We start from the raw sequence: 25994 nt of genomic DNA, 5'->3' as shown, positions 1-25994 counted from the left end.
CTGGAGCGTCGCCGAGACAGGAAGCGCGTCGGGCGATCGGATTGGTTATCCGATCACTCAGACGCGAGCCGGGTGTACGCCGGCGCCTGCGACGGCGGGTCGGAGCCCCTGCTTGCCGATCTGGAACAACCAGTACTCGACCTGGTCGGGTCGCACGGGCCGCTCGGCGGTGTCGAGGTGCGCGGCTACTTGCCGGAGGCGGGTCGTGAGCTCGCCGTATCGAGAAGCTGACCACCCGGAGGTGGGCCAGCCGGTCTCGCCGAGGCTGCGCAGCCCGAAGGCCACGTTGCTGTCGAGGATGACGCAGGGATGAGCCTGATCGCCCGCGCCGGCGAAGTAGAGGAATTTCGTGAAGAACGCGGCCCCCAGGTAGCGAATGGCTGGACGGCTGTCGGGTGCCAGAGCTCGGTAGGCGCCCTCGGGGTCGGCCGTACTGGCAGAGGCAGCCTCGGAAAGGAGACGTCGGGCTCGGGCAGGGTCCTCGGCGACCGAGCGGATCCGTTGGAGGCACAAGCGCCGGTGGGAGCCCGCACCCCAAGCGATGGCGGCCCACAACAGTGGGAGCGGATCATGGGTGGCGTCGCGGGCGATGGCGAAGAGGTCGGATCGGTCCAGACCCCTGTGCCCGTCGCGGACGGTCAGGGTGAGAGGCGCGAACCCGTGCTCGACGAGATGCCGTTCCCACCAGGCGGCGGAGATCCTGACGAACTGCCGGTCGACCTTGTCCTGACTGGGGAGGTCGCGGGCGTGAACTTGTGTCAGGGGGTCCGCGCTCAGCACGGCAGGACCGGCTGCAGGAGGCGCTGGTAGATCTCGTGTGGCGTTTCGTGCGGGGTGCACGGGAGCGCGCGCCAGTCGGCGACGTGGGGCGAGGAGCTGGGGAGGCGTTCGGTGAGGTGGTCCCAGTCCTGACCGAGGACAGCGTTCTCGCCTATCGCGGAACCGCCCGTCCCGTCATCGTCACCGGGGCGGTAGTAGCACGTGAGTTGCTCGGCGTGTTGGGTCCAGACTCCGAGGAGCTCCCCGAGGGGCTCGTAGTGGAGCAGGGCTAGGCCGCCTGCCTTCCCGGTCAGGGCCGGGCCGTAGCGGTCGAAGAACGTAGCGCCCTCGTCCTCGTGCAGTCGGGCCACGTCCTCGGCCCGCGCCCGGGCGATGCGGACGGTGTCGGTGCCGGGGAGCACGGCTGCGAACTCCTCGAATCGTCGCCAGATGGTGGGATGTGCGGAGGGTGCGCAGAGCGCGAAGGTGACGACGTCGGCCTCAGCCTGCTCGATCAACAGATGACCCAAAGCAAGGTTCCGCATGGGTTGGCTGCGGTCGGCCCGTACCCAGCAGCCACCGTCGTCGGCCGCGTCGGTGGGGGCTTCGATGACCAAGTGCTCGAGAAGGTCCCAATAGCGGCGGTGACCGTAGCCGTGGTTGCGGAGCTGGAAGCATCGCGATGGCTCACCGCCGAACATGCCCGGCTGGTGGCAGACGTCGAGGGCGTCGTTGGCGGGGTTCTGGAAAGCTGAGCAGTCACCGAAGTCTGTCTCCCCGAGCTTGACCTCGATGAGCACCCGGTGACGTAGCGCGTTGCTGTCGAGGCACTGCAGGACGACGTCGACCTGGGTGAGATGGCGACTGCGCGTCGAGGCCTCCCCTATGCGGTCAGTCGCATCCTCGTATTCGAAGACGGGCGCCTCGACCTTCACCGCGTCGATCCCCAGCAGCGCGAAGCAGCGACGAACGCCTCGGTCGTCCAGGGGTGCGAAGAGGTTGAGCGCGAACGCCTGGCTACTGCGGACGTGGTTGAGGTAGCGGTGGGCTCGGTCGGCGGCGCGCACCTGGTCGAACGCCCACCTGGCGGCGGGTAGTGCGACGGCAATGTCGTCGGTGTGCATGAGCGGGCTCATTGCTGCTCCCTAGTTGCTGAGATCCGCGGTGAGACGGGTGGGCCAGCGACGACCTCGCACAGGCGGGGCGACCAGGGGTGACGTCGGTTCCCACATCTGCCTGGTGTCCAGGCTGGTCAGCTGGATGGGGTCGGCCTGAGGGTCCTCCACCAAGTGGACCCGGACTGTGGTGTCGAGGCTGAGTGCCTCGATCTGGCCGGCGAGGTAGGCGTTGAACGCGGGACTGTGTTTGCCACCGGCCAGCGCCAGGTGCATCGGTGTCAGCGAGGTGGAAGCGGGGCCGACGTGGAGGTGGAGCCGGGTGCGGATGTCGTCCCTGATCGCGGTGTGGTTGGCCTGCACCCAGATCGCGTAGTCGAGGACCTGGAGCACGACGCACGCGTCGTGGCCGATCTTCGTCTCCACCACGTGCAGCCCGCCACGCCTGTCCACACCCAGGAAGTCGATGTAGCCGGTTCGGCCAGGGATGCCGGTGGGGTCCCATCCGGGTCCGCGGTATCCGGGGTACTCCCTCTCCAGGTGAACCAGACCCAGAGCCTCAGGTTGCTGCCGCAGAGTGCTCTGGAGGCGGTGCTCACCCATCGTGTTGGTCTGGCTGCCGTGGGTCTTGGCGGTGCGGATCGTGTCCTCGATCTCGCGTCGCTGATCCTGGGTCAGCGGTCCGTTGATGGTCTGGTCGAAGACCTCGAAGCCTGCCCGTGGCATCGAGTACTGCACCCCGGCCTGGACCCGCAGGCCGTGACGGGTGCGGCTCACCTTGAGGACCTGGAGGCCGCGGTGGTGCCAGCTGAGATAGCTGGGCCGCTGTTGGGCGTCGAGACCGCCGAGCTCGAGTCCTGAGAGCCAGCTGTCCTCATCAGGGCGTATCCGCCAAGGGTGGGTCGGTCGCGACGGGTAGGTGGCCATTAGGTCCAGAATCTGGTGCCGGCTGGGTATCGGCACCGGATGCGGCTCGCCAGAGCCGTTGGTCTCCCACACCCGCACGGTGGTCTGAATCCAGGGCAGCCGCATGAGCGTCTGGGCGATCATCGGCGTCGGCAGGACGAGATGGAGATCGCGGTCGCCTTGCCAGGCCAGGGCGTAGGCGAGGATCTCGTCCGCGGCTGTCGGCGGAGTTGCCGGTGAGGCCACCGCTACTAAGCGCTCGTTGGTGTCGTCGACGAACCATGACGCGTGGCTCGTCATCCGTCGTGGCGCGAACGGCTCCGGCGTGGCCCCGAGGACGCGGGCCGCGAGGTCGCCGGCCGGGAACGCCAAGTCCGTCGTCATCGGATCACCCTCAAAAGCGTCGCTGGCCTGGTCCATCAAATGGGATATTTCGGGTCTCAGATTACGTCTGAACCAGGTTCGCGGCGCGGAATCCGCATCATCGGCAGATCGGTTGAACAGCATCCTCGACATCCGAGAGCCGACTGCGAGTCCCGGTCCGTGGCCGGGCCCGGCGGTCATGCCCAAGAGAGCAGCTGCTCAGACTCTGCCGAGCCCACCGGCGAGGCGGGCGGAAGGGTCAGGGCCCCGTGTGTCTCGTCGGAGGCCCGAGAACGCCGCCAACCGCGACGGTCTGTGGTCAGATGCTCGCGAGGGGCGAACCCGCGGGAGGTAGAGATGGCCCTACACGAAAGACGATCGAGCCGAGTGGCCGCGGGCACAGCAGTAGGTGTCCTGATCGGGCTCTCACTCGTTCCGGCCGCGGCGCAGGCCTCCTCCGGCCCGACTTGCGCCAGTGAGTCTGAGTACGTCCACCTGCAACGCGGCGACACGAAGAAGCATGCGAAGCAGATCCTTTCCGCTCCAGCGACATTCCACAAGGGCGGGTGTGGTGGGTACACGCTGGCCTACCCGCGGTGCGACAACCCCGAGGGTCGCGTCTTCGTCACCTACTACATGCCCCGGCGGGGACCTGCTGTCGTCGACGGCAAGGCCTGGTCCGCGGTCTCGGCCACGGACGTGCAGGTGATTCAGAAGAACGACCGTGGCAACTCCATCGACCTCACAGCCATGGCGCCTCACGCGTTCCATGTCTACGCGGGCGGGGGGAACGATTACATCTTCATGGAGGCCAACGGCCTGCCTGACGTGATCCGGTGCGGTGCTGGCAAGGACATCGTGCAGTACCTCGACCGACGCGAACCGCAGGACCGGTACGTCGGTTGCGAGCACGTCGAGCTCTATTCGCCCTAGGCGATCAGGCGCACCGGGTCTCTGCTGCGGCGGACCGCCGCGGCCAACCCCATCGCGTAGCTGTTTCTGCAAGCCCGGTCGCTAGGCTGAAACGCCGTCGCACTCCTTGCCTTCTTGCCTCTCAGTCGTTCGACGGGGTCCGCGGTCGCGTAGTGACGCTGGTCACCGACTTGAGCCGTTGGAGTCGCCACGTGTTCGCTCGCCAGCATGGTCATCAGATGCTCCCATGTCGACTCCGCCATAAGGTACATAGTCTTGAGATTCATCGTCTCTGGATTGGAGATCTTGGGACCGATGGGCTCTATGTGTGCCCCAGCCCGGCAAGCCGCCGCTGTCCGAGGCGACCGCCGAGTTCGGTCGCCTCGTGCGGGCACGCCGCCACGAGCTCGAGCTCAGCCAGGAGGGCCTTGCAGCGGTCAGCGACCTGCACTGGACCTACGTTGGCCAGGTCGAGCGCGGGCAGCGCAACCTGTCGCTGCACAACATCCTCCGGCTCGCTGCGGTCCTCGAGGTTGACCCTGCCGATCTCGTCAGCGGGCTCTCCTGGCCCTGACCCACCATCTGCGTCACCCGCGGCCACCGCGAGCCTCTCTCGGGTCGTGAGTCGCTGTCGGCCTCCTCCTCTAGCCTCCTGGAGCCAAGAGCGGACAGGGAGTGCGGCTGATGGAGCAAGACGAGCGGGAGCTTCGGATCCTGATGTATCTCGAGCAGGTAGAGGGGACCCCGGAGCAGCACAGCATCCAACCGCTCTATGTCCAGTTTGGGCAGGACCAGGCGCTCATCACCTTGGGTCATTTACGTGAGACCGGCCAAGTCCTCGCTCCGGTCCGGTTGGGTGCACTTCATGGGCTCAGTCCTGCCGGTCGTTCGCGGCTCGACGCACTGCGTCAGCGGCAACGGGGCCGGGGACACCGCCGAGCGACAGCGCGAGACGCAATGCTGCGTTGGCTAGACGAGCGCAACGCCCACTCCCAGGGCTCTCGCGTGGGTCGTGACGAGTTCAACGAGTCCGAGGACCTGGCGGCCTTCACGGCAGCGGAGTCCGAGGCGGCAGCGCAGTGGCTCTACGACCGGGACCTGATCGATAGCATCAGCGCAGCCCAGGAGAGCCACATCTTGCTCTGGCTCACCGACGAGGGCGTGGAGTGCGTCGATAGCGGTCTCGACGCCGCAGACTTCATCGCGAGGCAGACCGCGTCAGTCGACCAGACCACCATCGTCACTGGCAACGTCAACAACCTAGCCGCGGCGGCTGGTCCTGGAGCCATAGCGAACCTGACCGTCAGCACGCTCGACCCTGACGCCCTCGAGGAGCTGGCGCGCCTGCTGCTGCAGGCGTCACCGGTCCTCAACCTCTCCAAAGAGCTGGAGCTGCAGATAGTGAATTCACTGCAGGTCCTCACCTCCGAAGAAGAGCCCGGGCTGGTGAAGAAGACGATCGGGCAGCTCTACCTGCTGCTCCAGAACAGCAGCAGCGGAGCTCTGGGTGGGCTGATCGCAGCCTGGATGGCCGCCAGGTTCGGCATCAGCTAGCCCGTTGGAGGCGGTAGCGGCATCGGAGCTGGGCTATCTGAGTTCGACTCCCATTGGCCGGTCACCTAGCCGTTCGACCGGGATGCTCCGAGCATGCCGGAATAGACTCTTGGTACATCTCAGCGATCCAGCGTTGATTGCCGACCGCTCTATTCAAGCCCGCCCAGTGACGCCGTCAATGACCGAGCAGATCGCCTGTGCCGGTCGGGGGGTTCCCACCTCGATCGAGATGATGTGCCCGAAACGCATCACGTCAGAACGTGAGAAATCCAATTCTGACTTGAACGTGTGGATGTAGGCCAGCATTGTTCCAGTGGGACGGGTCATCAATTTCGTGCTGTGGACTTCGGAAAGGTCATACCTTTTGTCGCACTTACCTTTGACGTATGAGGCAACAGATTGATTCGTCACCGCCAGAACGCCCGTCGTCATCGACCCGTTGACCGGACCAACAGCGAGGAGAAGCAGTCCCTCGCCGCTGCTAGACAAGTCTGAGTTGATGACGGCTTGGTTGCGTGCTAGGGCCTTTTTGGCGCCCTTGAGGTCCTTGTCCGAAACAACATGCTTCTGGAGAGGGACCTGGTCGACTGGCTCCGCTGGGCCGCTAAAAATTCCCATCTTAAATGCTCTTCTCAGTGGCCTAATCCGCCCGGATGACGTTAAAAACAAAAGTGACTACTACCGGCTGACACTGGTACGGGGTCAACAGACCCTGTACAAGTACGTCACGCTTACCTCGAAGCGATCTGACCCAGTTTGCGCTTGGCCGCGTCGCTCAGTTCCTTTGGAGTAGGTTGGTAGCCACTAGTGTTCGCGTTCGTCTTCTCGGGGTCGTATCCCATTAGTTTCTCCCTGTTGCATCTTCGACGTTGGTGCAGTGGTTCCCAACAGTTCGGAAGATACGTCTCTTCGGTGAGACGAAAATGGAAATTCCGCTTCGTCCGCTCAATATATCCGCTTTGTAGTTATTAGCTGCCGTTGAACGCAGGAATATCTAGACCGGGGGAGGTCGGCTTTCGTCGTTTTTTCTACGCGTGTGACGCCGCCACTTTTGAAGGTCCTCAACGGGCAGCCGCTCGCTCCCGCAGCGACGGCAGGTCTTGCTAGATGGCTGGCTCTCGCCGTCGCAGCCTGTTCCCAGCCGAGACGTAGACGGGCTTGCGACACCAGAAGACCTAGCCAGCTAGCTACGTCGAGACCCAATCCCAGAACGTCCCAGAGTCCCCGACGCTCTCCAGCATGATGCCGGCGACGTGATCAGGAAGACTAGTGAGCATCTCGGTGGGCATTTGGGCGGGGAACACGGCGGCCCACAGGAGCATGTCGCCCAAAATGTAGGAACATGCTTTGGTCCCCGACGCGCCCACCGCCGAGTTGGTCTCCCAGATAAGACGCCTGCGATCTGCTTCTGCCTGCCCCGCGATGGTCGCGAGCCACGATGAGCACTGCATCTGGACCATCGAGGTCAGTCGATCCGCTATGACCGCGCGGTTATCGGGGCTGTTCGGAAATCCTGCCTTCGTCAACAGCTCCTCGATAAATGTGTCGCGTATCTGCATCGGCACCACCTCGTTAGGGTTCGGTGCCGAAGGCTTCTTGGACGAGAAGAGACCCATGGACGTACCTCCTGCTCCTTCGGATAGTTATGCGCTTCGAGTCGAGCACTCGAATGGCCGAGCGCCGGTAACGGCGTCGCCATCCGCGGACGCTGGACGGTGAGGCACCGTGGCAGCAGGCCATCGCTGTCCCGCCGCGCAGCCGGTCGCAGATCTCGATGCTTCGCTCTGCGCCGATGTCTTGCTATGAATCACTGCTTCTTGCTGCACTCTGAGCAGCGCACCGTCCCGTCGTTCCACTTTTCGGTCGGTGCGCCGCAGCACTTGGATGTGGCCATGGCTGACTCCCTTCGACTGTCGGTCCGACGCAGAGGTCCTATCGGGCTCTTGATCGGGTGACCGAGGCGACCGTGCGACCCGGATACGACAGGGCGCCCATGTGAATATCGCGGTCGTTGTGGCCCTGCTTCATCAACCGGGACCCGAAGTACAGGCCGCACGCGATCGCGGTGACGAAGTACCACCCGATGATGATCTGGACTGCGGTTCCCACGAGCGCCTTTCGGTTTCGATTACGAGTGGGACCTTGGCACGAGCACGGCCCCGGCAGGGCCGGAACCTCGGCGGTGCCCGTTTTGTCGTCGGTCCGGCCTAGACGGCCTGCTTGCCAAGGCACTTTGGGCGTCGAGTCCAAGTTGACTGGCTCAAAGGGAGCAACGCCGAGGCACATCAGCAAACCGGCCCCGGATTGCTCACAAGCTCGCTCGAATGAGCTGGAGCCCGTCCGTGCACGGCCGGTATGCGTTATCAATGTTCGAGCCCGACCTCTACGGACGAGACCGGCCCGCAGCTCCGGCGCCGGACCCGGGCGACCAGCCCTTGTCAGCGATACAAACCCCGCGGAACGCCGGCTCTCAGTTGGGTCCGTTTCTGGCCGAGAATCAGAGGTAGCCGAATCGCCGCAGGCGATCGTTCGCCTCGGCATCGCCGTTCTGCACGACCATTGTCACAAACCGCTGCGCGCGGGGCGCGTCGCTAAGTTGGTGGTTGAGATCGACCGCCAACGTGGCAGCCTGGATGTCACCCCGATCGGCAGCCTGCTCCACGACATCTCGAGCACGACGAAGTGTCGGGACGTCACCGTCTGCCTCGCGCGCCAGAAGGAGCCCGTGGCGGCCCATGCAGAAGGTATGGCCTGCCTCAGCTCCGAGCCGGGCCCAATATGCCTCGGATCGTTCATCACCGGCCTCGCTCGACAGCTGTGTCAGCGCCGCATAGCCCTCCACGTTGCCGGCTTCGGCGGACCGCTGAAACCATTGCATTGCGGTCGCCAGATCCTGCCGGCGATAGGCTGCTGCGCCCGTGTTGAACATTGAGACAGTGTGGCCAGCACTGGCTGCAGTCTCGTACCAGAAATCGGACTCCTCGGTCCGACCCAGGTCGCTCGCAAGGTCACCCGCTGCTGCCATGGCCTCCACCGAGCCTAGGCGCCCCGCTTGCCCGTAGAGCTCGAGCGCACCGTGCGGATCGCCCGCGGCATGGCGAGCCATAGCGTCTGCGTAGAGGGTGCTGCCTTGGTCGCCGTCCTCGGCCTGTCGGAGCGTTTCCGCAATCCGTGCGACGACCTCGCCAGCCGGCTGGCCGTGGGGCGGAAGTTCGCCCACCATCGGCTGTGGGGGGACCTCGAAGAACGCCCTTAGATCCCCGCTCCAAGGCGCGTCCGCGGGTCCGATGGCTGAACTTAGGAGCATGCGATTGCCGCGGTCCATGATCAGGGCCTCGAAGTAGCCCTCGGTCCCGCCCATCGATGGAGGACGCCAACCGTTCTCGCGGATGACCGTCAGGGCGAGTCGCGCTGCTCGCTGAGCGCTGTCGGCGAAGGTCTGGCCGTCGGGTGGCGGGCATAGAGAGCAGTAGAGGACCTTGTGTGCTGTCTCGGGGAGATCGCTGCCCCTCAGAATCCCCGTTCCGTACAGCGAATGCGCGAGTGCGTTGCCGAGCATCGTCGCGCACTGCATCATCGACGAGTAATCGTCGCGCGCCTCATATATTGCAACGGCACGTTGCCACTGCTGCAGGTCGCGGCTGGGTTCGAGTTCGGCGCGCGGCCACTCGGCTCGGACGCTGTCGATGTCAGCCCAGTCCACCGCCGGGGGTCGCGGGTGTCCTGCTGATCTGGCGACGGACTCCTGCGCCTTGGCGCGGTTGAATAATCCCATCTTCGTGACCTTCCAAGTCGGCACCGAGGACCACCGATGGGTGATCCGGTTGCGGTCGTGGGTTCCTGTTGCGGGCACGCGCACCGCTGAGTGCGCCGGGTCATCCATTCAGCGACCCATGATGCGCAGACAATGGAGCGAGTCCTGCGCACGATTACACGGCCGTCCAGAGCTTGGCTGCAGATGCCCAACCGTGGTGCGCTACGACCGATTTATCCATCTGGCTGGCCTAGACGACGTGCAAGGGCTCTGCTGGAGCATCCAGTCAAATGCATCGCGTAGTCGGCGCCCCCTCGCCCAGTCGAGTCGATGGAACGCGACCTGTGGCCGCGAAGAGCAGGCAGAATCAGAACCGCCAAAACACGGATTGTCAGCACCGGGAAGACGTAGCGTGCCAGCCGGCGCCGAGTGTTCCGCGCGGCCCAAATCCTGTAGAAGCGAACCGCGAAGATCCGAGGGCAGCCCGTGAGTGACCCAGACGCCGGCCCGCGAGTCAGCGCGGACCAACTCATGCGCCGCATGCTGAACGAAACTGTTCGGCTTCAAGGCTCCTACCGCGATGATTGCGCAGCGATCGAGGCACTGGGCATGAGCCGCCGGACGGGCATGGCGAGCGCCGAGGCCGACGCGCGCGAACAGGCGAGCCGTGCTGTCGAGGCAGCACCGGAACTTGGCGCTGCTCGCTCCTACGGCTCAATCCTGCGTGCAAAGTTCGGCTCCTATGAGGGCGTACGCATCAAGCACATGCCGCCCGGAGACCTGCCTTCCACTCTGTGGGAAGCAGTCGAGCAGTGGAAGGCAATCTTCTCGCGGGTCAACGACACCGCTGGCAAGTTCCAGGCTGAGCACAAGGCGTGGAGCGCGAAAGTGTTCAAGAGAGCTTCAAGTTGTCCCCAAGTCCCCGACGCAGTGTGGCAGGACCTCGATCGCTTGGACCTGATTCACCGTGCGATCCCGTCTCTGACCCAGCACTGGATCTCTGAGCGGGTCAGCGAAGTGTCTGCGTCGGTCGATGTACTCCTGCAGGCGGAGCGCGAGAAGCAACGGGCGCGCCAGCGCGAACTTACAGACGATTTGAACAAGACCATCAGTGACGTGGAGGTGAGCCTGAACCTTTCCGGTGCAGGCTGGTCCGATCCCCGCTGGGACTCACCATCGACAGTCGACGAGGTCCAGCGACTGATCCGGCTCGGCGAACTGGTCCCCGAACTGCCTGAGGCTCTCAGCGTCCTCCCCATCCCTGCACTCATTTCGTTCCCGTTCGAGGCCGGATTGTCGGTAGGAGCCGACGTCGGCGATCGGGAGCAGGCAATCGACCTGGTGAAATCTCTCCTGCTCCGCCTCTTCGCCGCTGTCCCACCGGGTGCCCTTCATGTCAAGGCTGTTGACCCGGTCGCTCTCGGTCAGTCGGTCGCCGGGTTTCGCCATTTGGCGGACTACGACGGGCAACTGGTCGATGAGAAGACTTGGACCACCGAGCGGGATATCGAACGACTTATGGACGATCTTTCCGACCACCTCGAGGTCGTTATCTCCAAGTATCTCCGAGGACAGTTCGAGTCGATCGACGACTACAACGAGCACGCTGGCGAGGTTGCGCAGCCCTATCGCCTAATCGCCATCTTCGATTACCCGACCGGCTTCTCGACCAAGGCGGCGAAACAGCTTCTGAGTCTGATTGAGAACGGTCCGCGTTGCGGCGTCTACACGGTCCTGCAGTACAACAAGGAAGTGGAGAGGGCCAAGCCATACGACGACATCGAGATCAACCGTCTGATTCGCAGCATGCAAAAGGTCGACTTCGGGCACACCTTGCAACCGGTCCGTGAACCGTTTGAATCCGCTCCCCGAGCCAAATATTCAGGGACGGTCGTCAGCTCGACCTCCACGCACGCCGTCCTCTCGCTTCCCGACGGCGAGCGCGGCACGATCGACTTGTCCGAGCTTCAGGCCCTCAGCCCGGGTCGCTGGCCGAATGGTCTCAGCGCCGGGCAGAAGTTGACCGTCGAGGTCACCGGCGGCAACCAGGACGGACTGCTGAACCTGAAGCCAGTTATCCTGCGGGCGCCGCCTCTTGTGGACCCGGCGAGAGGCGCAGTTGCGCGGCTCGAACTTGGCGCGCCCGTCGGCAAGGTGGCTCTATATCTCCGCCCCGACCCCCCGGCGCCACTCGTGTTCGATGCCGATGGCAACCCCGAGACGGGCTTTGCGCGACTCCTTACCCGCATCGGCGCAGCGGTTCGAGAGGTTCAGGCGAACCCTGCCGCGGTCACCCTGGACTCCTTGTTGCCCGTCTTCAACCGAGCGCGCGTGGGGATCCTCCCCGACCTCGACCAAGCGAGGCCGGCGTTGTCCACCGATCCAGACTCTTGGTGGCAGGGGTCCACCGTCAATAACGCCGTCGCACCCATCGGCCGCTCCGGTGCGCAGGGGGTGACCTCGATGTATTTCTCGTCGACCGAGGTCGCGGGCGGTGCGATCATGGTCGGCCTGCCTCGCTCGGGCAAGACCACCTCGCTTCACTCCATGATCCTCACCTTGGCGATGCTTTACTCGCCAGAGGAGCTCGAGCTATATCTCATCGACGCCAAGCACGGCGTCGAGTTCAAGGTGTACGAGAACCTTCCTCACGCGCGCATGGTCTCTATCCGCTCAGAACGTGAGTTCTCGCTTGCAGTCCTCGTCGGCATCGAGCGGGAGATTCAACGCCGCGCACAACTCATGAAGCACCATGGCACAGGCATAGCGAACATCACCGAGTACCGCGCGACGACCGGCGAGAAGCTCGCGCGGATCGTCGTGATTGTCGACGAGTTTCACGAGCTCTTCGAGGAAGCCGACGATATCGGTCTTGCAGCTTTCGCGGCATTCAGCAACATCGTCAGGATGGGCCCGTTCTCGGGTGCGCATGTCGTCGTGGCTTCCCAGACTCTCTCCAACATGCCAGCAATGGACCGCCCGACGTTGACCTTGCTCCCCCAGCGCGTGGCATTCATGTGCAACGAGTACGACGCGGAGATCGTCATGGGTGAGAGCAACAAGGCAACACGACTGCTTACTAAGACAGGAGAGGGGTTATTCAACCCCTCTCGAGGTGAGGAGTCGAGGAACCAGCCGTTCCAAGGGCTCTACGTGCCGACCGCCGACCGCAGCGCCATCCTCAGAGACCTCGCGTCCAAAGCCGCGGCCTTCGGGTGGACACGCCGTCCGCGGGTCTTCGATGGGGACGCCGCTGTCTCGCGACCTTCGCCGCGGATGGATCCGATCGTGGGAGGGCGATTCACGATCGACATCGGCGAGCCCTTCAGTCTCGCCGACACCGAATCCATCGTTCTCTCACGAATGCAGGGATCCAACCTGCTCCTGTTAGGCGACAACGTCGACGAAGAGTCCACCGATCCCGCTATACGCGGAGCACTCCACTCCGTGCTGCTAGCTGCTCGACAGCGCGAGGTCGAAGTCACCCTGATCGACTTCCTTGGTGAAGACCCTGCTGAAGACGACCTACGTGTCGCTGAAATCGCTCAACTGACAAGTGCGCGCTACCTCAGGTCGAGAGCGATGGAGGCCACCCTGCGCGACCTCCGCGACGCCGTAAACGCCAGGCAGACCGCCGAGGAGTTCGGAGCGCCAGGGAGACTCCTCGTCCTATGCGGGGTGCAACGAGCTCTGGCCCTCACACCGTTCGACCCTTATGACGCAGCCGAGGATAGTTCTGGCCCTGCGATCCACCTCGCCCGCATTCTTATCAACGGTCCCGAGGTTGGCATCCATGTGGTGGTCGCCGCTGACCGAGCGCGGTCTGTAGAGATGCGCCTCGGCCCCGAGCTCATCAACGAGTTAACCCTGCGCATAGCCGGAAGCTCCGTAGGCGAACGAGATCTCTTGCTGGTGAGCGGCGACTACGGCGATGTGCCACCGCTGCGATACGGACAGCTCCTGATCGGCGACCGTCTGAAAGGCACGGCCAAGCGGGTCCGCGGGTACCGCCCCCTCTTGAGAGGGGACAAGCGTCCGAGCAACTCGCCAGCGCGCGCAACACAATGACATTGATCAACGGCCGACTCTCGGCGGCGACCACCACAACGGTAGGAGTTCTTAATGAGTGACATGGTCAATGCAAGCCCGCAAGACATCCGGAAGCTGGCGGGCGCGTTGGCTGCCTACAGGGATGAGGTGACTAAGGCCTCAAAGAAGGTGCAGGGAGCCCTCGCCCAAGCCAACTGGCACGACTCGCGCAAGCAACAGTTCGAGGGCAAGTATCGCGACCTGCAGAAGAAGATCGACAGTTTCATGTCCAGTGACGTCGATCAGATGGCTAAGGGATTGAAGCAGCTCGCCAGCAAGCTTGAAGATATCCGAAACGTCAGGATGTGACGGCATTGACTGATCAGGTCAAGAACGAGCGCCCGGCCGTCAAGAGTCTGAGGACCGGCGTAACACGATTCGCGGAAACCATGCGCGAGGCGATGGCGCTCGCCCGCAAGGACTTGGCAGCGCAGCGCCGTAGCGCCGAGCAGTCTGTGGAGTCGCGGCGTAGCCAGTTGCAGCGGGCTGAACGAGAACTCCAGAACGCAAAGTCGGCGTTATCGCAGTGCCGGGACAACTGTGGTCCGCTGCGAGCCCGGGTCTCAGCTCTGACCGCGCGCACAGCGGAGTGCAAACAACAGCTCGACAAGAGTCGCCGAGCGGTTCAGTTGATCGCGCAGGCCGATCATGATCTAGGCGGTGTCATGCGCGGCATCGAGAGCAAGGTGGCTGAACATTCCTCACTGGCATCCTCGGCTCTCGCGGATCTCGATGCCAAGATCGCCACCCTGCGCGGTACGTTCGAACAGCATCTCCGCAGCGCCGGAACCGGACTAGTGGTAGGCGCCGAGATATTCGGTGCCGGTCACGGAGCAGCGATGGATCTCTCGAACGCGGCGCATGCCTTTGACATCAGCACGTCTGGCGGGGACGCCAGTATCGCTGATCTGGTCGAGCGTCAGAACGAGACCAATCGGCACTACGTGCTGGACGAGACCAGAAAGGCCGAAAGTGAGCGACTTTGGGGCGACCTGCAGGGGGGCGACTAGTGCTTGACGAAGCCACGCGTCGCGTCGAGAGCGCGAGGGCCGAGCTCGCTAACGCCAGCCAGGCTGCTAGCGCCTGGTCGGACCCTCAACGCCACCAGTTCGACAAGCAGCGGCTGCTGCCACTGGGCAACTCCGCAGCTACATTGCTGCAGGCGCTCGCCAAGGCATCCCAGCAATGCGAAGCCGCGAGCAAACTTCTGAGGTAGCGCAGCACCCGGGGCACTTTGTTGACCTTAAACGAGCAAGCGATATCGGCCGCAACAACGATTCGTGGAACGTCACAGCGAGGATCGGTTCGACGTCAACGAGCTCGCCGGACATCAGCCTGAGGTCTCCCTTTTCTCAGGGAAGAACGGATCGAGTGCGGAATGCGCCCAGTACGGGGCTCGACGGAGGTAGCGACCAAGGCTCGCGAGCGCTTCCTCCACCGTCGCCGAGGAACCGATCTCCTTCTCCTCGCATCGCGTCAACACGCCCGCGTCCGAGTCCCACTGACGCATCGAGAAGCCTTCGTACATCGAGTCTTCGCGCCGTTCGATCCAGAACTGGTTGTCTAGAGGCTTCGGACCCATCAATGCGAGCATGATCCTCTGCCCCGGCTCGATCTCAAGCCCGGACACCAGCCTCGGGTCGAGTTCGACCTCCACGATGCGGTCGAACGTCGTTTTCACGTCGCCGCGCGTAGTCATCCACCGATCTCGCTCATAGCCCGTGAGATGGATGCTCGACAAGTCGTGCTCGTACATGAGGTCCAGGGCCGCGTCCATCATCTCGAGGTAATTGGGGTCCTCGCAGGCGGCATCGAACTCCGCCACCAAGCGGTAGCCGCCGTAGCGGGCGAGCCCGTCCGCTCCGGCCGCCGCATGCAGCTCAGCGATCGACCGAGCGAGATCAGTCTGATAGGCCGGCAGGAACCTGGCGAAGAAGTTAGGCCAGTTGAAGCGGTCGTCGACGAGGGTCTCTGAGTTCAGCTTCGCCTCCCAGGACGCGTTACCGAACGAGTTGAGCTGCTCGACGATCTCCTGCGGGACGAGGTTCCGGGGTCGGCGTGAGAACAGCGGCACGGCAGGAGGTTAAGGCAGGATCGACGTCGGACTGAGTCCTGGACCGACCTTGTCTATGCAGCCCTTGCTCGCCACCGCTCGCCAGTTGACGATGACTCCACCTCGGGGCGTAGGGCCCCGCCGAGGAAGGGACCGATCATGGCTTGTGCTTGTGAGAAGGACCGCGGTGCTGGCAACAAGTGCCTTCACTGCAAGCAGGGAAGGCACGGAGCCTGCTCGTCGTACGGCGGCTGCAAGTAGCACTGTCGACGTTCAGCCCACGAGACGCAAAGGGCGCCTGCAGGCAACTGCGGCAGGACTGCAACCACGCTGCGGTTCCTCGGGCTCGATTGAGTTCGAGAGGCACCCGCCCCACAGTTGGGCCCGGCTGTTTGCGTGGACTACCGGGCGCGGCTTGCTCGGGCGAACGTCTTCTGCGACTCGACAACGCTGAGCGTTTGTCGTGATTCTGGCCTTCCCCTCGGGGCGATCGGAGATCGCATCCGATCACTCGGCCGTGTGCCGAGTCTTTCCGGAACGTTCCTGCGCCCCGTGGAGGGGCAGGGTGCGCCGTGTTCTCCCCTTTCCCCCGCCCCTATGGCGGGATAGGGGGAACAGCACCGATGAAGAGGATCAGGAAGCCCGACCGGGCTCTGCTGGCAGGTCCTTGACGCGATCCTCATCCCGGTCATCCCCGTCAATGGGATAAGGCCTGAGCAGGCGGTATGGCTTCGGACTCACGAAGTCGTCCTCGATGAGTTCGCGCAGGGCGTCGCTCTTGTCCTGCGTCCGGCCCTGGATGAGGCCATAGACGTCGCTCTTCTTCTCGAAGCCTCCCTCCTGGTCGTCCTGGGACTCCTGCAGGGCCAGGGCCATCTCCTTCTTGATGCGGTCCTTGTTCGACTCCTCCTCGCGGAAGTGGAGGTCGAGGTCCGGAGGGTCGATAGAGACCTCAACCATGTCAGGGCCTCCGCTTCGCACGTTCAGTGTGGCGACAAGGACGTCGTCGCGGCCGATCTGTGTCCCGAGGCGGCGCACCGCACCCGGCCGGTCCTTCACGACGTAGAGCTCCGAGCTGCCCGATCGTCCGATGCTGAACCGCTCCCGCGAACGCAGCTTGAAGGCCGCCCCTCGGATGGCGGCCAGCTTGTGCCCGGCGCCGAGCGCGAAGCGCCCTCGGTCGTTGGACCGCTTCACCTCGTGATCTAGGAGGAGGACCGCTGCCCCGGCCTGGGCCAGCCGGTTGGGGAGGAAACCGAAGAACGATGCGGCGTCCTGGTTGTTCTCGTTCGAGAGCCCTTGGAGGGTGAACGCCTCCGTGATGCCGTCGAGAACGACAAGACTGACGTGGTGCGCGGTGACCGCCTCGCACAGTCGGGTCACGTCATCACCGGACGCACCGTCCTGTGGGTGGATGAGAGTGAACCCGGCTAGGTCCTCCGCGGTTGCCCCGAGCGCGACCAAGCGCTGTGAGATGCCGACCGGTCCGTCCTCGTAGTCCAGGTACACGACGGGCCGGCCGGCCTTGATCTCCTGCACGCAGATCGCGAGCGCGAGCCACGACTTCCCGGCCTCCGGCTCACTGGCCAGGGAATGGGTGGAACCCGGATAGAGCAGGCACTGCCCATCGCTGCGCCGACCGACCGTCGGCCGGATACCGGGCAGGTCCCCTCGTAGGTACAGACGCACGTCGGCGGTGTTCCAGGCGCGGCCAAGGTCCCGGGCGACCTCGGTCCCGCCATGCGGCGAACTCTCGTCTGCTCGCTCTGCCGCGGCACGATGCGGCCCGGTTCCGCTGTCAGGCGCCTCGCTCACGGTCCACCATTCGCTTGGCGCTGTCGAGGGTCTGGTCGATCTCTGCCTCGGACAGCCCGGCCTCCCGTGCAGGCTCCCTTAGTGTCTCGAGGTCGAGACCGTGGCGACGTGCCGCGCATCCGGCGCGGAAGAGGATATTGTTCCTCTCCCCTGCGCGTGCTGATCGCACCGACGCCGCCAGCTGCCACAGGGATACTCGTCGACCGAACGACCGGGTGCCCGGCTTTGCTGCCGGACGTGGCTGCGGCGGGGGACGCAGCAGGTCCAGGGCGGCGGGCCAGTCAAGAGCTGTGTCGAGTCCGGTGAGCTCCGCGCGAAATCGGTAGCCCCCGACAAGGTCGTCACCCGACCAGATCTGCGATGGCGGCACGAGGACGTAGCCGCCGGTCGCCTTGTAGTCGAGGAAGCGGCCCGCCGGTGACGACGTCCGCCGTCCGGTGCCGGCGAAGTAGAGGTGCTGACCGCCCGAGGGTGTGTCGACGACAGCGGTGGCCCCGGCGAGGAGTCCGTGCGAGCGCAGGACCTCCAGGGCGTCGAAGCCGTTACCGCCCGGCCTCACATCGACGTCGAGGACGTCCGGCCCAGGCGCACCTGTCACCACGGCGACGTTGGCCATCCGGTAGCGGTCCCACCAGGCCGTGATGGTATAGGCGTCGCTACTGGCGCGGCGCGGCCAGTCGCGGAGCATCGGGGCCTTGCCGCCCGGGGCGCACGGGTGAACCCGGAAACCCAGGCGGGCCAGACGCAGGGCACCCGCCAGCAGCTCCAGGTGCAGGGCCTCGGCATACGTGCCGTCGCGCGCTCTGGTGCTGTTCCAGCTGTCGACCACGCCCTTCACCGCTCGAGGGCCTCGAGCGAGCTGACGATCTTCTTGATCTCCGCCCGCGGCGCGACGTTGCCTGGACCGGGTTGCTTGGTGAAGGTCCAGCCGAACGTCGCCCTGCGCGACGGAGGCGCGATCAGGGTGCCGCGCGCTCCGACGATCCGGATGAAGTCGCCACCGTAGGAGACGCACCCGCGGCTCGTGCCTCGGAACCAGTAGTCCACCCGGCGATCTCCGACCGCAACGACCGCGCAGGCGCTGCGGAACACGCCGGCGGCCTGAAGGATCTCGTGCCAGCGGCGGAACGCCGGGTGCCAGAACTCCACGGTCACCCTGTCCCAGCTGGCCTCACCTGTCCACAGCCCGAGGTTGGGGGTGCGCTCGGTGCCCCATGCCTCCCGGACCTGTTCCTCGGTAGTGATGGATGAAGGGTCGACCGAGCTGCTTTGAAGCAGGCGCGTACGTCCAGGTTCAAGGGCACGCACCGTCAGCCCCTGTCGCACGAACTGCAGCGCAGCGAGCAGGGGATCACGACTGATCTGGAGGGTCGATGAAAGCTCCATGTTTGTACCTCTCTAACCGCCGATGTGGCGATCGTCTTGATGGTGTCCGATTGGTCGGTTGGGCATAACTCGATGACCCCATCAACGGCGGCCGCCGCTGGCGTGGAACGAGCGCGTTGATCAGCTCCGGCTAGGCCTCGGCTGCCGCAAGGAGCTGCAGGAGGGGCGCCGTCGGAACGATGAACCTGCGGCCCAGCTGGATGACGGGCACTGGGAACTGCCCTCGGCGGTTGAGCTCGTACGCCGTGGTGCGACCGACGCCTAGCACCGACGCGGCGGTCGGCAGGTCGGTCTGGACCCCTAGCGCCCGCACCGACTCAGGCGTCCATGCTTGTGATCTGGCCACTGCTCTCCTAAGGTACTTCTGACAGATGCGAAGTTGATTCGCGATCGCATCAACAGGGTAAGCATAAGGAGGCAATGATGCGCAAGCCCCCGGAGCACCGCTCGGTGTACTTCTCGCATCCCCCGATTTCGCTGGGATCGGAGAGGCCGCGAACGGTCAACATCCGTCAGGTGGTGGCTTGGAACGTGCGGCGTGCCCGGAAGCAGCGGGGCTGGAACCAGGGGGAGTTGGCCCAGAGGCTGCAGGAGCAGACAGGTCGAACATGGACCAACGCCGCGGTCAGCGCTGCCGAGGGTACGTGGAGCGCCGACGCCCCTCGACCGCGAGCGTTCGACGCCGAGGAGCTGTTGTCCTTCGCGCTGGCGCTTCGGGTCCCGCTGCCCTGGTTCTTCCTCCCGCCCGATCCGACCGCTCCTGGCACCGCCAGGAATCCGAATGACGTCCAGGTGACCCTGGGGCGGGCTGATCCGGGCCACGCATCGGCTGCCATCGGTGGCGACCAGCTCTATTGGATCGCGACCGCGCTGGGCGCTACCGATCAGGTCTGGGACGACCGCCTCGCCTCCCTCGAGGACGGCGCTGGTCGGGTCGCGAAAGCTGTGGCCGCGCTGAGCGGTGAGGATGTCGAGAAGCTCATCGAGCTTCTGGTGAAGATCAAAGCGATCGCCGATCACGCAGAGGACCAGGCATGAGGGGCTCAGTGTTCAAGAGGTGCCCCTGTCTCACCCGGGATAAGGAGGGCGCGGGATCTACCTGCCGAAAGGACCACGGCTCGTGGTACTTCGTCTTCGACAGGTCCGCGCGTCGCGGTGAAGCACGCGAACAGATCAAGAGGGGCGGGTTCCCGACCCGGTCGGCCGCGGAGGCGGCCCTCGTCGAGGCGATGGCGGCCGGCGCTTATCGCAGCTCTGGATCGGATGCAAGGCAGGTTCTTGGCGCGTACCTGCAGGACTGGTTGGATCGCAAGTCGGCGGAGGTCCGCGGCACGACCATGCGCGAGTACCGGCGACACGTCTCCTCCTACCTCATCCCCATGCTGGGCGACGAATGGCTCTCGGACCTCGACACCTTCACGATCCAGCGCGCCTACGACGACCTGCGCCACCGCCGCTCGATGTCCCCGGCCAATCTCCGCCGGATACATGCGACGTTGCGCAGTGCGATGCATGACGCGGTCCGACTCGGACTGGTGCGCAGCAATCCCGCCACGAACGTCTCTCTCCCGTCAGCAAGCAGACCGCTGATCGAGCCGTGGAGCCCCAGCGAGCTGGGGCGCTTCTTGGACCACGTCAACGGCACGCCTCTGGGTCCCGTCTTCGAGATCGCCGCGATGACCGGCATGCGCAGGGGAGAGGTCGTCGGACTCCGATGGAAGGACATCGACCTCTGGACCGGTCTGATCGTCGTGCGGCAGCAGATCGTCCAGGTCGATGACGAACCCGCGCCGTGCGCGGTCTGTGGTGCTCGGCATAGAGGTCTGGTCTTCGGACCACCCAAGACCAGGTGCGGGGAGGCGCGTCGGGTCGAGGTCAGTAGGCGGATGGTCGAACGCCTAGTCGGCGTCCGAGCTCGCCAGGAGTCCGAGCAGGGGGCGCTCGTTCGGGCCTACCGCGACCACGATCTGGTCTTCTGCCGCGGGAACGGTGACCCCCTCCGGCCTGAGTTCATCACCAAGAGCTTCACCCGAGCGGTCGAGGCGGCCGGAGTGCGCCGGGTTAGGTTTCACGACCTACGACACGGATGGGCCGCGCTCGCCCTCGGCTCAGGCATGGACATCGCCAAGGTGTCGAAGATGCTGGGCCACTCCACCCTGGCCATCACCTCCGACATCTACGGACACCTGCTCCCAGGCGCCGGACGGGAGGCCGCTGAGCTCATCGACGGGCTCGTCTCACGAGAAAGCTGTGACCAATCGGTGACCAGTCACCCCTCGGACGATGGCGCGATGATCGCGCCTGACCGCGACGACGTAGGCCTGACCAGCGCCGATGACGGATCCCAAGTGGGTGGGCCCCCAGGGGATCGAACCCTGAACCCGCGGATTAAAAGTCCGCTGCTCTGCCGGTTGAGCTAGAGGCCCGCGACCTGCGGTGTACGTGCCCCGCGTCCGGGCGAGTCTAAGCCAGCGCGGGGCTAGGAGGTCGGGGCCGGACCTGACCCTAGGCCCAGCTGACGGCGTCGTCGAGGGCGACGCGGGGGAGCCGGTCGAACCAGGGGTCGGTGCCGGGGTGGCCGATGTTGACCACCAGGTGGCTGCGCCAGGTGGTGCCGGCGAAGAACTCCGCGTCGACGCCCTCGCGGTCGAAGCCGCCCATCGGGCCCACGGCGAGGCCGTGCGCGCGTGCGGCGAGGAAGAAGACGCCCGAGGCCAGGGCGGCGCTGTAGGTGGCGACGTGGGAGCGGGCGTCGCCGGGCATCGAGCCGAACTGCTCGCGCATCGCGTCGCCGCGCGCCGGGAAGGTGGTGGGGAAGTGCTCGTGGAAGTCGGCGTCGTAGGCGAGCACGGCCACCGCCGGGGCGGACAGGGCCTTGGCGCGGTTGCCCTCGGCCAGGTGGGGGATCAGTCGCTGCTTGCCCCCCTCGGTGCGGACGAAGAGCACCCGCAGCGGCTGGCTGTTGGCCATGGTGGGGGCGAAGCGGGTGAGCTCCCAGATGCCCTGCAGCTCCTCGTCGGTCACGGGCTCGTCGGAGAACGCGTTGGCGGTGCGGGCCTCGGTGAACAGCAGCGCGCGGCCGGTGTCGTCGAGCGGCTCGGTGGCGGTGAGACTCATGGGATCACTCCTGATCGGCGGGTTGCTCTTGATCACGAGGTTACTACTAAAAACAAAGTAGGTGTCAAGACAGAAGTGGTTGTACCGTGGGTCACATGAAGGCGCAGCCCGCGGTGGAGCACGAGCCCCGGGTCTGCGACGCCGCGTTGTCGGCGGTCTTCGAGGTGCTGGGCAAGCGCTGGAACGGCATGCTGCTCAGCGTGCTGGGCCAGGGCCCGGCGGGCTTCTCGGCCATCGCGCGCAGCCTGGGGGTCAGCGACTCGGTGCTCTCCGACCGGCTCTCGGAGCTCACGCGGCTCGGCCTGGTCGAGCGCACCGTCGAGCCGGGTCCGCCGGTGGCGGTGACCTATGGGCTCACCGACGCCGGGGTGGCCCTGCTGCCCTCGCTGCAGTCACTGGGCCAGTGGGCTCGCGAGAACCTGCCGAAGCGCGGCTAGCGCGCACCTAGCGTGTCGGGGCCCGGCGGGCCACGCTGGGGCCCATGAAGAAGATCATCAACGACCCCGACACCGTCGTCGCGGACGCCCTGCTCGGCATCGAGGAGGCCTACCCCCAGCTGCGGGTGGACCACGAGAACAAGGTCGTCTACCGCGGTGACGAGCGACGACCGGGCAAGGTGGGACTGGTCTCCGGCGGCGGGTCGGGGCACGAACCGCTGCACGGGGGCTTCGTCGGGCTGGGCATGCTCGACGCCGCCTGCGCGGGCGAGGTCTTCACCTCGCCGGTGCCGGACCAGATGATCGCGGCCACGAAGCTGGTCGACGACGGCGCCGGGGTGCTGCAGATCGTGAAGAACTACACCGGCGACGTCATGAACTTCGAGATGGCCGCCGAGATGGCCGCAGCCGAGACCGGCGTGGAGGTGGTCTCGGTGGTCACCGACGACGACGTCGCCGTGCAGGACTCGACGTTCACGGCGGGCCGGCGCGGGGTCGGCGTCACGGTGCTGCTGGAGAAGATCGTCGGCGCCGCGGCCGAGGAGGGGCGCGACCTGGCCGCGGTCGCGGAGCTGGCGCGCAAGGTCAACGGCAACGGCCGCAGCATGGGGCTCGCGCTGACCTCGTGCACGGTGCCGGCCGCCGGGAAGCCGACCTTCGAGATCGGCGAGGACGAGATGGAGCTCGGCGTCGGCATCCACGGCGAGCCCGGGCGCGAGCGCGTGCCGATGGCGAGCGCGAAGGAGATGGCGCAGCTGCTGGTCGAGCCGGTGCTGGCCGACCTGCCGTTCGGCAGCGGCGACGGCGTCATCGCCTTCGTCAACGGTCTCGGCGGCACCCCGCTGCTGGAGCTCTACGTGCTCTACCACGAGGTGCGGTCGATCTTGGACCAGCACGGCATCGGCGTCGCCCGCTCGCTGGTGGGCAACTACATCACCTCCCTCGACATGGCAGGCGCCTCCGTGACGCTGCTCAAGGCCGACGACGAGCTGGTCGGGCTCTGGGACGCACCGGTGAGCACCCCCGGGCTGCGGTGGGGGGCGTGAGCGTGCCCGACGTACGCAGCTGGATCGACCGGTTCGCCGAGCTGGTGCACGCCGAGCGCGACCGGCTCACCGAGCTCGACGCGGCCGTCGGCGACGCCGACCACGGCTCCAACCTCGACCGCGGCATGAAGGCGGCGGCCGCAGCGGCCGGCGAGCTCGGCGACGCCGCTCCGGGCGAGCTGCTCAAGAAGGTCGGGATGACGCTGGTCTCCACGGTCGGCGGTGCCAGCGGACCGCTCTACGGCACGCTGTTCCTGCGCATGGGCGCATCGCTGGGCGAGGCCACCGACGTCGACGGCCCGGCCTTCGCGGCCGCGCTGCGTGCCGGCCTCGTGGGCGTCGCCGCCCGCGGCAAGGCCGAGGTGGGCGACAAGACGCTGCTGGACGCCCTCACCCCGGCCGTCGACGAGCTCGACGCGGTGCTGGCCGAGGGAGCGTCGCTGAGCGAGGCGCTGGGCCGGGCCAGCACCGCCGCCGACGCCGGGCGCGACGCCACCGAGCCGCTGGTCGCCCGCAAGGGTCGCGCCAGCTACCTCGGCGAACGCAGTGCCGGCCACCAGGACCCCGGCGCGACGAGCGTCGCGCTGCTCGTGGCGGCAGCGGCGCAGACGCTGTGAGCGTCGGGATCGTCGTCGTCTCCCACAGTCGGGCGCTCGCGACGGCAGCCGTGGCGCTGGCCGAGGAGATGCTGAACGGGCGCGAGGTCGCGATCGGCGTGGCCGCCGGCCTGGACGAGACGACCTTCGGCACCGACGCGGTGGCGGTGAAGGACGCGATCGAGGAGGCAGACGATCCCAGCGGCGTCGTCGTGCTGATGGATCTGGGCAGTGCGGTGCTCAGCGCCGAGATGGCCCTGGAGCTGCTCGAGGACGACGCGGCGCGCGAGCGGGTGCTGCTCTCGCCGGCGCCGCTGGTGGAGGGCCTGGTGGCGGCCGTCGTCGCGGCCGCCGGCGGCGCCACCCGAGACGAGGTGGCGGCCGAGGCCGCGCAGGGCCTGCTGGGCAAGACCTCCCAGCTCGGCGACGTCGCTGCGCCAGAGCCGGAGCCCGAGCCGGAGCCCAAGCCGTCGGCCGGGAAGGACGCCGAGGTCACCGGCACGTTCACGGTCGGCAACGCCCACGGCCTGCACGCCCGCCCGGCGGCCAGGTTGGTCGAGGCGGTGGCCGGGCTGGGCGCCACCGTCACGCTCAGGAACCTCACCACCGGCGCCGGGCCGGTGCCCGGCGACAGCATGATGTGGGTGAGCACGCTGGGCGCCGAGCACGGGCACGAGGTCAGGGTCGACGCGTCCGGCCCGGGCGCGGCCGAGGCCCTCGCCCAGCTGCAGGCGCTGGCGGCGGCGGGCTTCGGCGACGAGGGCTGACCGCACGCCCGAGTGGGCTCAGCCGGCGGTGGCCGGCTCCGTCCGCGCGGGCACCAGCACCAGCGCCACCACGGCCAGGGCGGCCGCGAGGGCGAAGGCGTAGAAGCCCCACGGGTAGGAGATCCCGGCGGTGACGAGGACACCCCCGAGGAACGGTCCGCTGATGGCGCCGAGCCGCCCGACGCCCGAGGACAGCCCGAGCGCGGTGCCGCGGATCTGCGGCGGGTAGAGCTGCCCCACGAACGCATAGACCAGCACCTGGGCGCTGAACACGAAGATGCCGGTGAGCAGCACCGCCACGTAGACCAGCGGGGTTGCCTGCAGCTTGATGGACAACAGCGAGAGGAACACCGCGGCGAGCGCGAACCAGACCAGCAGGGTGGGCTTGTTGCCCCGCGCATCGGAGACGACGCCGGCCAGCAGCAGGCCGAGCACCGCGCCGACGTTGAGCACCAGCAGCAGCGCCGTGCCGGCCTCGATGGAGTAGCCAGCCTCGCCCATGATCTTGGGCAGCCAGGTGTTGAGCCCGTAGACCAGCAACAGGCCCATGAACGAGGCGACCCACAGCCCGACGCTGACCCAGAGCAGCCGGCCGCGCACGACGTCGGAGGTGCGGGTCCGCTCGTCGTGGTCGGCGCGCAGGTACGCCTGCGACTCGGGCAGCCGGGCCCACATCAGCGGCAGCACCAGCAGCCCGGCCAGGCCGCCCACCCAGAACATCGCGCGCCAGCCGAGCGGCTCGAGCAGCAGCAGCCCGAGGAGCGCGGTGAGGACCGCCCCCACGTGGTAACCGGTCATGGTGCGCGTGACCGCGCGGGCGTTCCCGCCACGCGGAGCGTGCTCGCTCATGTAGGTCAGTGCGATCGGCAGCACCGCGCCGAGCGCGAGACCGGCGACGAAACGGATCAGCACGAACGCCTCCTTGGTGGGCGCGACCGCGGTGGCGATGGTGAGCAGCGAGAACCACGCGACGCAGGCGAGGAGGGTGCGCCGCCGGCCGAAGCGGTCGGTGACCGGGCCGATCGAGGCGGCACCGATCCCGACGCCGACCAGTCCCACGGTCGAGGCGGTCGTCAGCGAGGCGTCGGTGAATCCGAGTGCGTCGGTGCGCGACAGCGTCGGGATCGTGGCGCCCAGCACCACGAGGTCGAACCCCTCGAGGGCCACGGCGAGCCAGCACAGCACGATCGGCCAGCTCGTGGCGGAGGCCCGTGATCCGGTGTCGGACAGAGGGTCGGCGTCGGTCACGGGGTCCTCCTCGAGCGGAAACCGACACCGTGACAGCGGTCACATCATCGCGCCAAGCCGACGCTCCCGCTCAGCGG

At 66.3% G+C, this 25994-nt stretch carries 23 protein-coding genes, 1 tRNA gene and 2 pseudogenes; 13 read left to right on the top strand and 13 right to left on the bottom strand.

Features of this window, described 5'->3' with window-relative positions:
- Positions 1–57: 57 nt before the first annotated feature.
- From D9V37_RS16355 to D9V37_RS16345, 3 genes are read right to left on the bottom strand one after another with little or no spacing between them, the layout of a single operon-like run.
- Entirely contained in the window at positions 58–780 is a 723-nt protein-coding gene (locus tag D9V37_RS16355; protein WP_121807225.1) for an 8-oxoguanine DNA glycosylase OGG fold protein, read from the bottom strand.
- Positions 774–1895: a PGN_0703 family putative restriction endonuclease gene (locus tag D9V37_RS16350; RefSeq protein ID WP_121807224.1), complete on the bottom strand. Its 1122-nt coding sequence runs from the start codon at positions 1893–1895 to the stop codon at positions 774–776. The genes D9V37_RS16355 and D9V37_RS16350 overlap by 7 nt, the downstream gene beginning before the upstream one ends.
- Positions 1896–1904: 9 nt before the next feature.
- Entirely contained in the window at positions 1905–3200 is a 1296-nt protein-coding gene (locus tag D9V37_RS16345) for a PDDEXK family nuclease (RefSeq protein ID WP_121807223.1), read from the bottom strand.
- Between the two features lie 330 nt (positions 3201–3530).
- Here D9V37_RS16345 and D9V37_RS16340 point away from each other — a divergent pair, with 330 nt between their 5' ends.
- The 3 genes from D9V37_RS16340 (at position 3531) to D9V37_RS16325 (ending at position 5609) form a co-directional block, all read left to right on the top strand.
- On the top strand, positions 3531–4076 hold the full coding sequence (locus D9V37_RS16340) for a hypothetical protein (RefSeq protein ID WP_121807222.1): 546 nt from the start codon (positions 3531–3533) through the stop codon (positions 4074–4076).
- A gap of 307 nt (positions 4077–4383) precedes the next feature.
- Complete coding sequence (locus D9V37_RS16330) at positions 4384–4629, top strand: helix-turn-helix domain-containing protein (protein WP_198412608.1); 246 nt, start codon at positions 4384–4386, stop codon at positions 4627–4629.
- A gap of 110 nt (positions 4630–4739) precedes the next feature.
- Positions 4740–5609: a hypothetical protein gene (locus tag D9V37_RS16325; RefSeq protein WP_147455984.1), complete on the top strand. Its 870-nt coding sequence runs from the start codon at positions 4740–4742 to the stop codon at positions 5607–5609.
- 153 nt (positions 5610–5762) lie between these two features.
- On the opposite strand, the gene D9V37_RS20095 is transcribed toward D9V37_RS16325, so the two are convergent.
- The 3 genes from D9V37_RS20095 to D9V37_RS16315 all read right to left on the bottom strand — a co-directional run bounded on the left by D9V37_RS20095 (position 5763) and on the right by D9V37_RS16315 (position 9492).
- Positions 5763–6227 (bottom strand): hypothetical protein, encoded by a 465-nt coding sequence (locus tag D9V37_RS20095; RefSeq protein WP_147455983.1) that lies wholly within the window; start codon positions 6225–6227, stop codon positions 5763–5765.
- A gap of 569 nt (positions 6228–6796) precedes the next feature.
- Positions 6797–7225, bottom strand: coding sequence for a hypothetical protein (locus D9V37_RS16320; RefSeq protein ID WP_147455982.1), 429 nt, complete (start codon positions 7223–7225; stop codon positions 6797–6799).
- 881 nt (positions 7226–8106) lie between these two features.
- Entirely contained in the window at positions 8107–9492 is a 1386-nt protein-coding gene (locus tag D9V37_RS16315) for a tetratricopeptide repeat protein (RefSeq protein WP_147455981.1), read from the bottom strand.
- Between the two features lie 480 nt (positions 9493–9972).
- On the opposite strand from D9V37_RS16315, the gene D9V37_RS16310 reads away from it, so the two are divergent.
- From D9V37_RS16310 to D9V37_RS16300, 3 genes are read left to right on the top strand one after another with little or no spacing between them, the layout of a single operon-like run.
- Positions 9973–13431, top strand: coding sequence for an FtsK/SpoIIIE domain-containing protein (locus D9V37_RS16310; RefSeq protein ID WP_158604501.1), 3459 nt, complete (start codon positions 9973–9975; stop codon positions 13429–13431).
- A gap of 54 nt (positions 13432–13485) precedes the next feature.
- Complete coding sequence (locus D9V37_RS16305; RefSeq protein ID WP_121807216.1) at positions 13486–13761, top strand: hypothetical protein; 276 nt, start codon at positions 13486–13488, stop codon at positions 13759–13761.
- The gene (locus D9V37_RS16300) at positions 13758–14462 is read left to right on the top strand and encodes a hypothetical protein (protein WP_121807215.1); all 705 of its coding nucleotides are present in this window, start codon (positions 13758–13760) and stop codon (positions 14460–14462) included. The genes D9V37_RS16305 and D9V37_RS16300 overlap by 4 nt, the downstream gene beginning before the upstream one ends.
- 320 nt (positions 14463–14782) lie before the next feature.
- Here the strand turns inward: D9V37_RS16300 and D9V37_RS16295 are convergent, their stop codons facing one another.
- The 4 genes from D9V37_RS16295 to D9V37_RS20090 all read right to left on the bottom strand — a co-directional run bounded on the left by D9V37_RS16295 (position 14783) and on the right by D9V37_RS20090 (position 18706).
- The gene (locus D9V37_RS16295) at positions 14783–15526 is read right to left on the bottom strand and encodes a hypothetical protein (RefSeq protein ID WP_121807214.1); all 744 of its coding nucleotides are present in this window, start codon (positions 15524–15526) and stop codon (positions 14783–14785) included.
- A gap of 612 nt (positions 15527–16138) precedes the next feature.
- Positions 16139–17320, bottom strand: a complete 1182-nt coding sequence (locus tag D9V37_RS16290; protein WP_158604500.1) for an AAA family ATPase — start codon at positions 17318–17320, stop codon at positions 16139–16141.
- A complete protein-coding gene (locus D9V37_RS16285; RefSeq protein ID WP_147455979.1) occupies positions 17304–18158 on the bottom strand; it encodes a bifunctional DNA primase/polymerase in 855 nt (284 codons plus the stop codon). The genes D9V37_RS16290 and D9V37_RS16285 overlap by 17 nt, the downstream gene beginning before the upstream one ends.
- On the bottom strand, positions 18155–18706 hold the full coding sequence (locus D9V37_RS20090; RefSeq protein WP_147455978.1) for a hypothetical protein: 552 nt from the start codon (positions 18704–18706) through the stop codon (positions 18155–18157). Before D9V37_RS20090 ends, D9V37_RS16285 begins: the two co-directional genes overlap by 4 nt.
- 423 nt (positions 18707–19129) lie before the next feature.
- On the opposite strand from D9V37_RS20090, the gene D9V37_RS16275 reads away from it, so the two are divergent.
- Both D9V37_RS16275 and D9V37_RS21015 read left to right on the top strand, forming a co-directional pair.
- On the top strand, positions 19130–19744 hold the full coding sequence (locus tag D9V37_RS16275) for a helix-turn-helix domain-containing protein (RefSeq protein ID WP_147455977.1): 615 nt from the start codon (positions 19130–19132) through the stop codon (positions 19742–19744).
- Positions 19741–20883, top strand: a pseudogene (locus D9V37_RS21015) (tyrosine-type recombinase/integrase); the annotation flags it as partial. The gene D9V37_RS16275 and the pseudogene D9V37_RS21015, both read left to right, overlap by 4 nt.
- Before the next feature lie 176 nt (positions 20884–21059).
- Here D9V37_RS21015 and D9V37_RS16265 read toward each other — a convergent pair.
- A tRNA-Lys gene (locus tag D9V37_RS16265) sits at positions 21060–21132 on the bottom strand.
- A 79-nt stretch (positions 21133–21211) separates the two neighbouring features.
- On the bottom strand, positions 21212–21823 hold the full coding sequence (locus tag D9V37_RS16260; protein ID WP_121807209.1) for a malonic semialdehyde reductase: 612 nt from the start codon (positions 21821–21823) through the stop codon (positions 21212–21214).
- Positions 21824–21918: 95 nt separating this feature from the next.
- Here D9V37_RS16260 and D9V37_RS16255 point away from each other — a divergent pair, with 95 nt between their 5' ends.
- From D9V37_RS16255 to D9V37_RS20960, 5 genes and pseudogenes are all read left to right on the top strand, one after another.
- Positions 21919–22260 carry a winged helix-turn-helix transcriptional regulator gene (locus tag D9V37_RS16255; protein ID WP_121807208.1) on the top strand — a complete coding sequence of 114 codons (342 nt, stop codon included), beginning with the start codon at positions 21919–21921 and terminating at the stop codon, positions 22258–22260.
- Between the two features lie 44 nt (positions 22261–22304).
- Positions 22305–23306: a dihydroxyacetone kinase subunit DhaK gene (gene dhaK / locus D9V37_RS16250; RefSeq protein ID WP_121807207.1), complete on the top strand. Its 1002-nt coding sequence runs from the start codon at positions 22305–22307 to the stop codon at positions 23304–23306.
- On the top strand, positions 23294–23923 hold the full coding sequence (gene dhaL, locus D9V37_RS16245) for a dihydroxyacetone kinase subunit DhaL (protein ID WP_408636213.1): 630 nt from the start codon (positions 23294–23296) through the stop codon (positions 23921–23923). The genes dhaK and dhaL overlap by 13 nt, the downstream gene beginning before the upstream one ends.
- Positions 23920–24330: pseudogene (gene dhaM / locus D9V37_RS20965) on the top strand (dihydroxyacetone kinase phosphoryl donor subunit DhaM); the annotation flags it as partial. The gene dhaL and the pseudogene dhaM, both read left to right, overlap by 4 nt.
- Positions 24304–24669, top strand: coding sequence for an HPr family phosphocarrier protein (locus D9V37_RS20960; RefSeq protein WP_332835770.1), 366 nt, complete (start codon positions 24304–24306; stop codon positions 24667–24669). The pseudogene dhaM and the gene D9V37_RS20960, both read left to right, overlap by 27 nt.
- An 18-nt stretch (positions 24670–24687) precedes the next feature.
- Here D9V37_RS20960 and D9V37_RS16235 read toward each other — a convergent pair whose 3' ends face one another.
- Positions 24688–25917: an MFS transporter gene (locus tag D9V37_RS16235; RefSeq protein WP_198412607.1), complete on the bottom strand. Its 1230-nt coding sequence runs from the start codon at positions 25915–25917 to the stop codon at positions 24688–24690.
- Between the last annotated feature and the right edge of the window lie 77 nt (positions 25918–25994).

The sequence above is a fragment of the Nocardioides mangrovicus genome, from assembly GCF_003674065.1.
GTDB classification, from domain to species: Bacteria; Actinomycetota; Actinomycetes; order Propionibacteriales; family Nocardioidaceae; genus Marmoricola; species Marmoricola mangrovicus.
Note: the sequence above shows the minus strand (reverse complement) of the source record. Positions and strands in the feature narration are given on the sequence as shown.

Bases quoted from the DNA above. Each gene is read 5' to 3' on its own strand.
- D9V37_RS16350 (WP_121807224.1), bottom strand. From the start codon at position 1,895: ATGAGCCCGCTCATGCACACCGACGACATTGCCGTCGCACTACCCGCC.
- D9V37_RS16345 (WP_121807223.1), bottom strand. From the start codon at position 3,200: ATGGACCAGGCCAGCGACGCTTTTGAGGGTGATCCGATGACGACGGAC.
- D9V37_RS16325 (WP_147455984.1), top strand. From the start codon at position 4,740: ATGGAGCAAGACGAGCGGGAGCTTCGGATCCTGATGTATCTCGAGCAG.
- D9V37_RS20095 (WP_147455983.1), bottom strand. From the start codon at position 6,227: ATGGGAATTTTTAGCGGCCCAGCGGAGCCAGTCGACCAGGTCCCTCTC.
- D9V37_RS16320 (WP_147455982.1), bottom strand. From the start codon at position 7,225: ATGGGTCTCTTCTCGTCCAAGAAGCCTTCGGCACCGAACCCTAACGAG.
- D9V37_RS16315 (WP_147455981.1), bottom strand. From the start codon at position 9,492: ATGGATGACCCGGCGCACTCAGCGGTGCGCGTGCCCGCAACAGGAACC.
- D9V37_RS16310 (WP_158604501.1), top strand. From the start codon at position 9,973: ATGAGCCGCCGGACGGGCATGGCGAGCGCCGAGGCCGACGCGCGCGAA.
- D9V37_RS16305 (WP_121807216.1), top strand. From the start codon at position 13,486: ATGAGTGACATGGTCAATGCAAGCCCGCAAGACATCCGGAAGCTGGCG.
- D9V37_RS20090 (WP_147455978.1), bottom strand. From the start codon at position 18,706: ATGGAGCTTTCATCGACCCTCCAGATCAGTCGTGATCCCCTGCTCGCT.
- D9V37_RS16275 (WP_147455977.1), top strand. From the start codon at position 19,130: ATGCGCAAGCCCCCGGAGCACCGCTCGGTGTACTTCTCGCATCCCCCG.
- D9V37_RS16260 (WP_121807209.1), bottom strand. From the start codon at position 21,823: ATGAGTCTCACCGCCACCGAGCCGCTCGACGACACCGGCCGCGCGCTG.
- D9V37_RS16255 (WP_121807208.1), top strand. From the start codon at position 21,919: ATGAAGGCGCAGCCCGCGGTGGAGCACGAGCCCCGGGTCTGCGACGCC.
- dhaK (WP_121807207.1), top strand. From the start codon at position 22,305: ATGAAGAAGATCATCAACGACCCCGACACCGTCGTCGCGGACGCCCTG.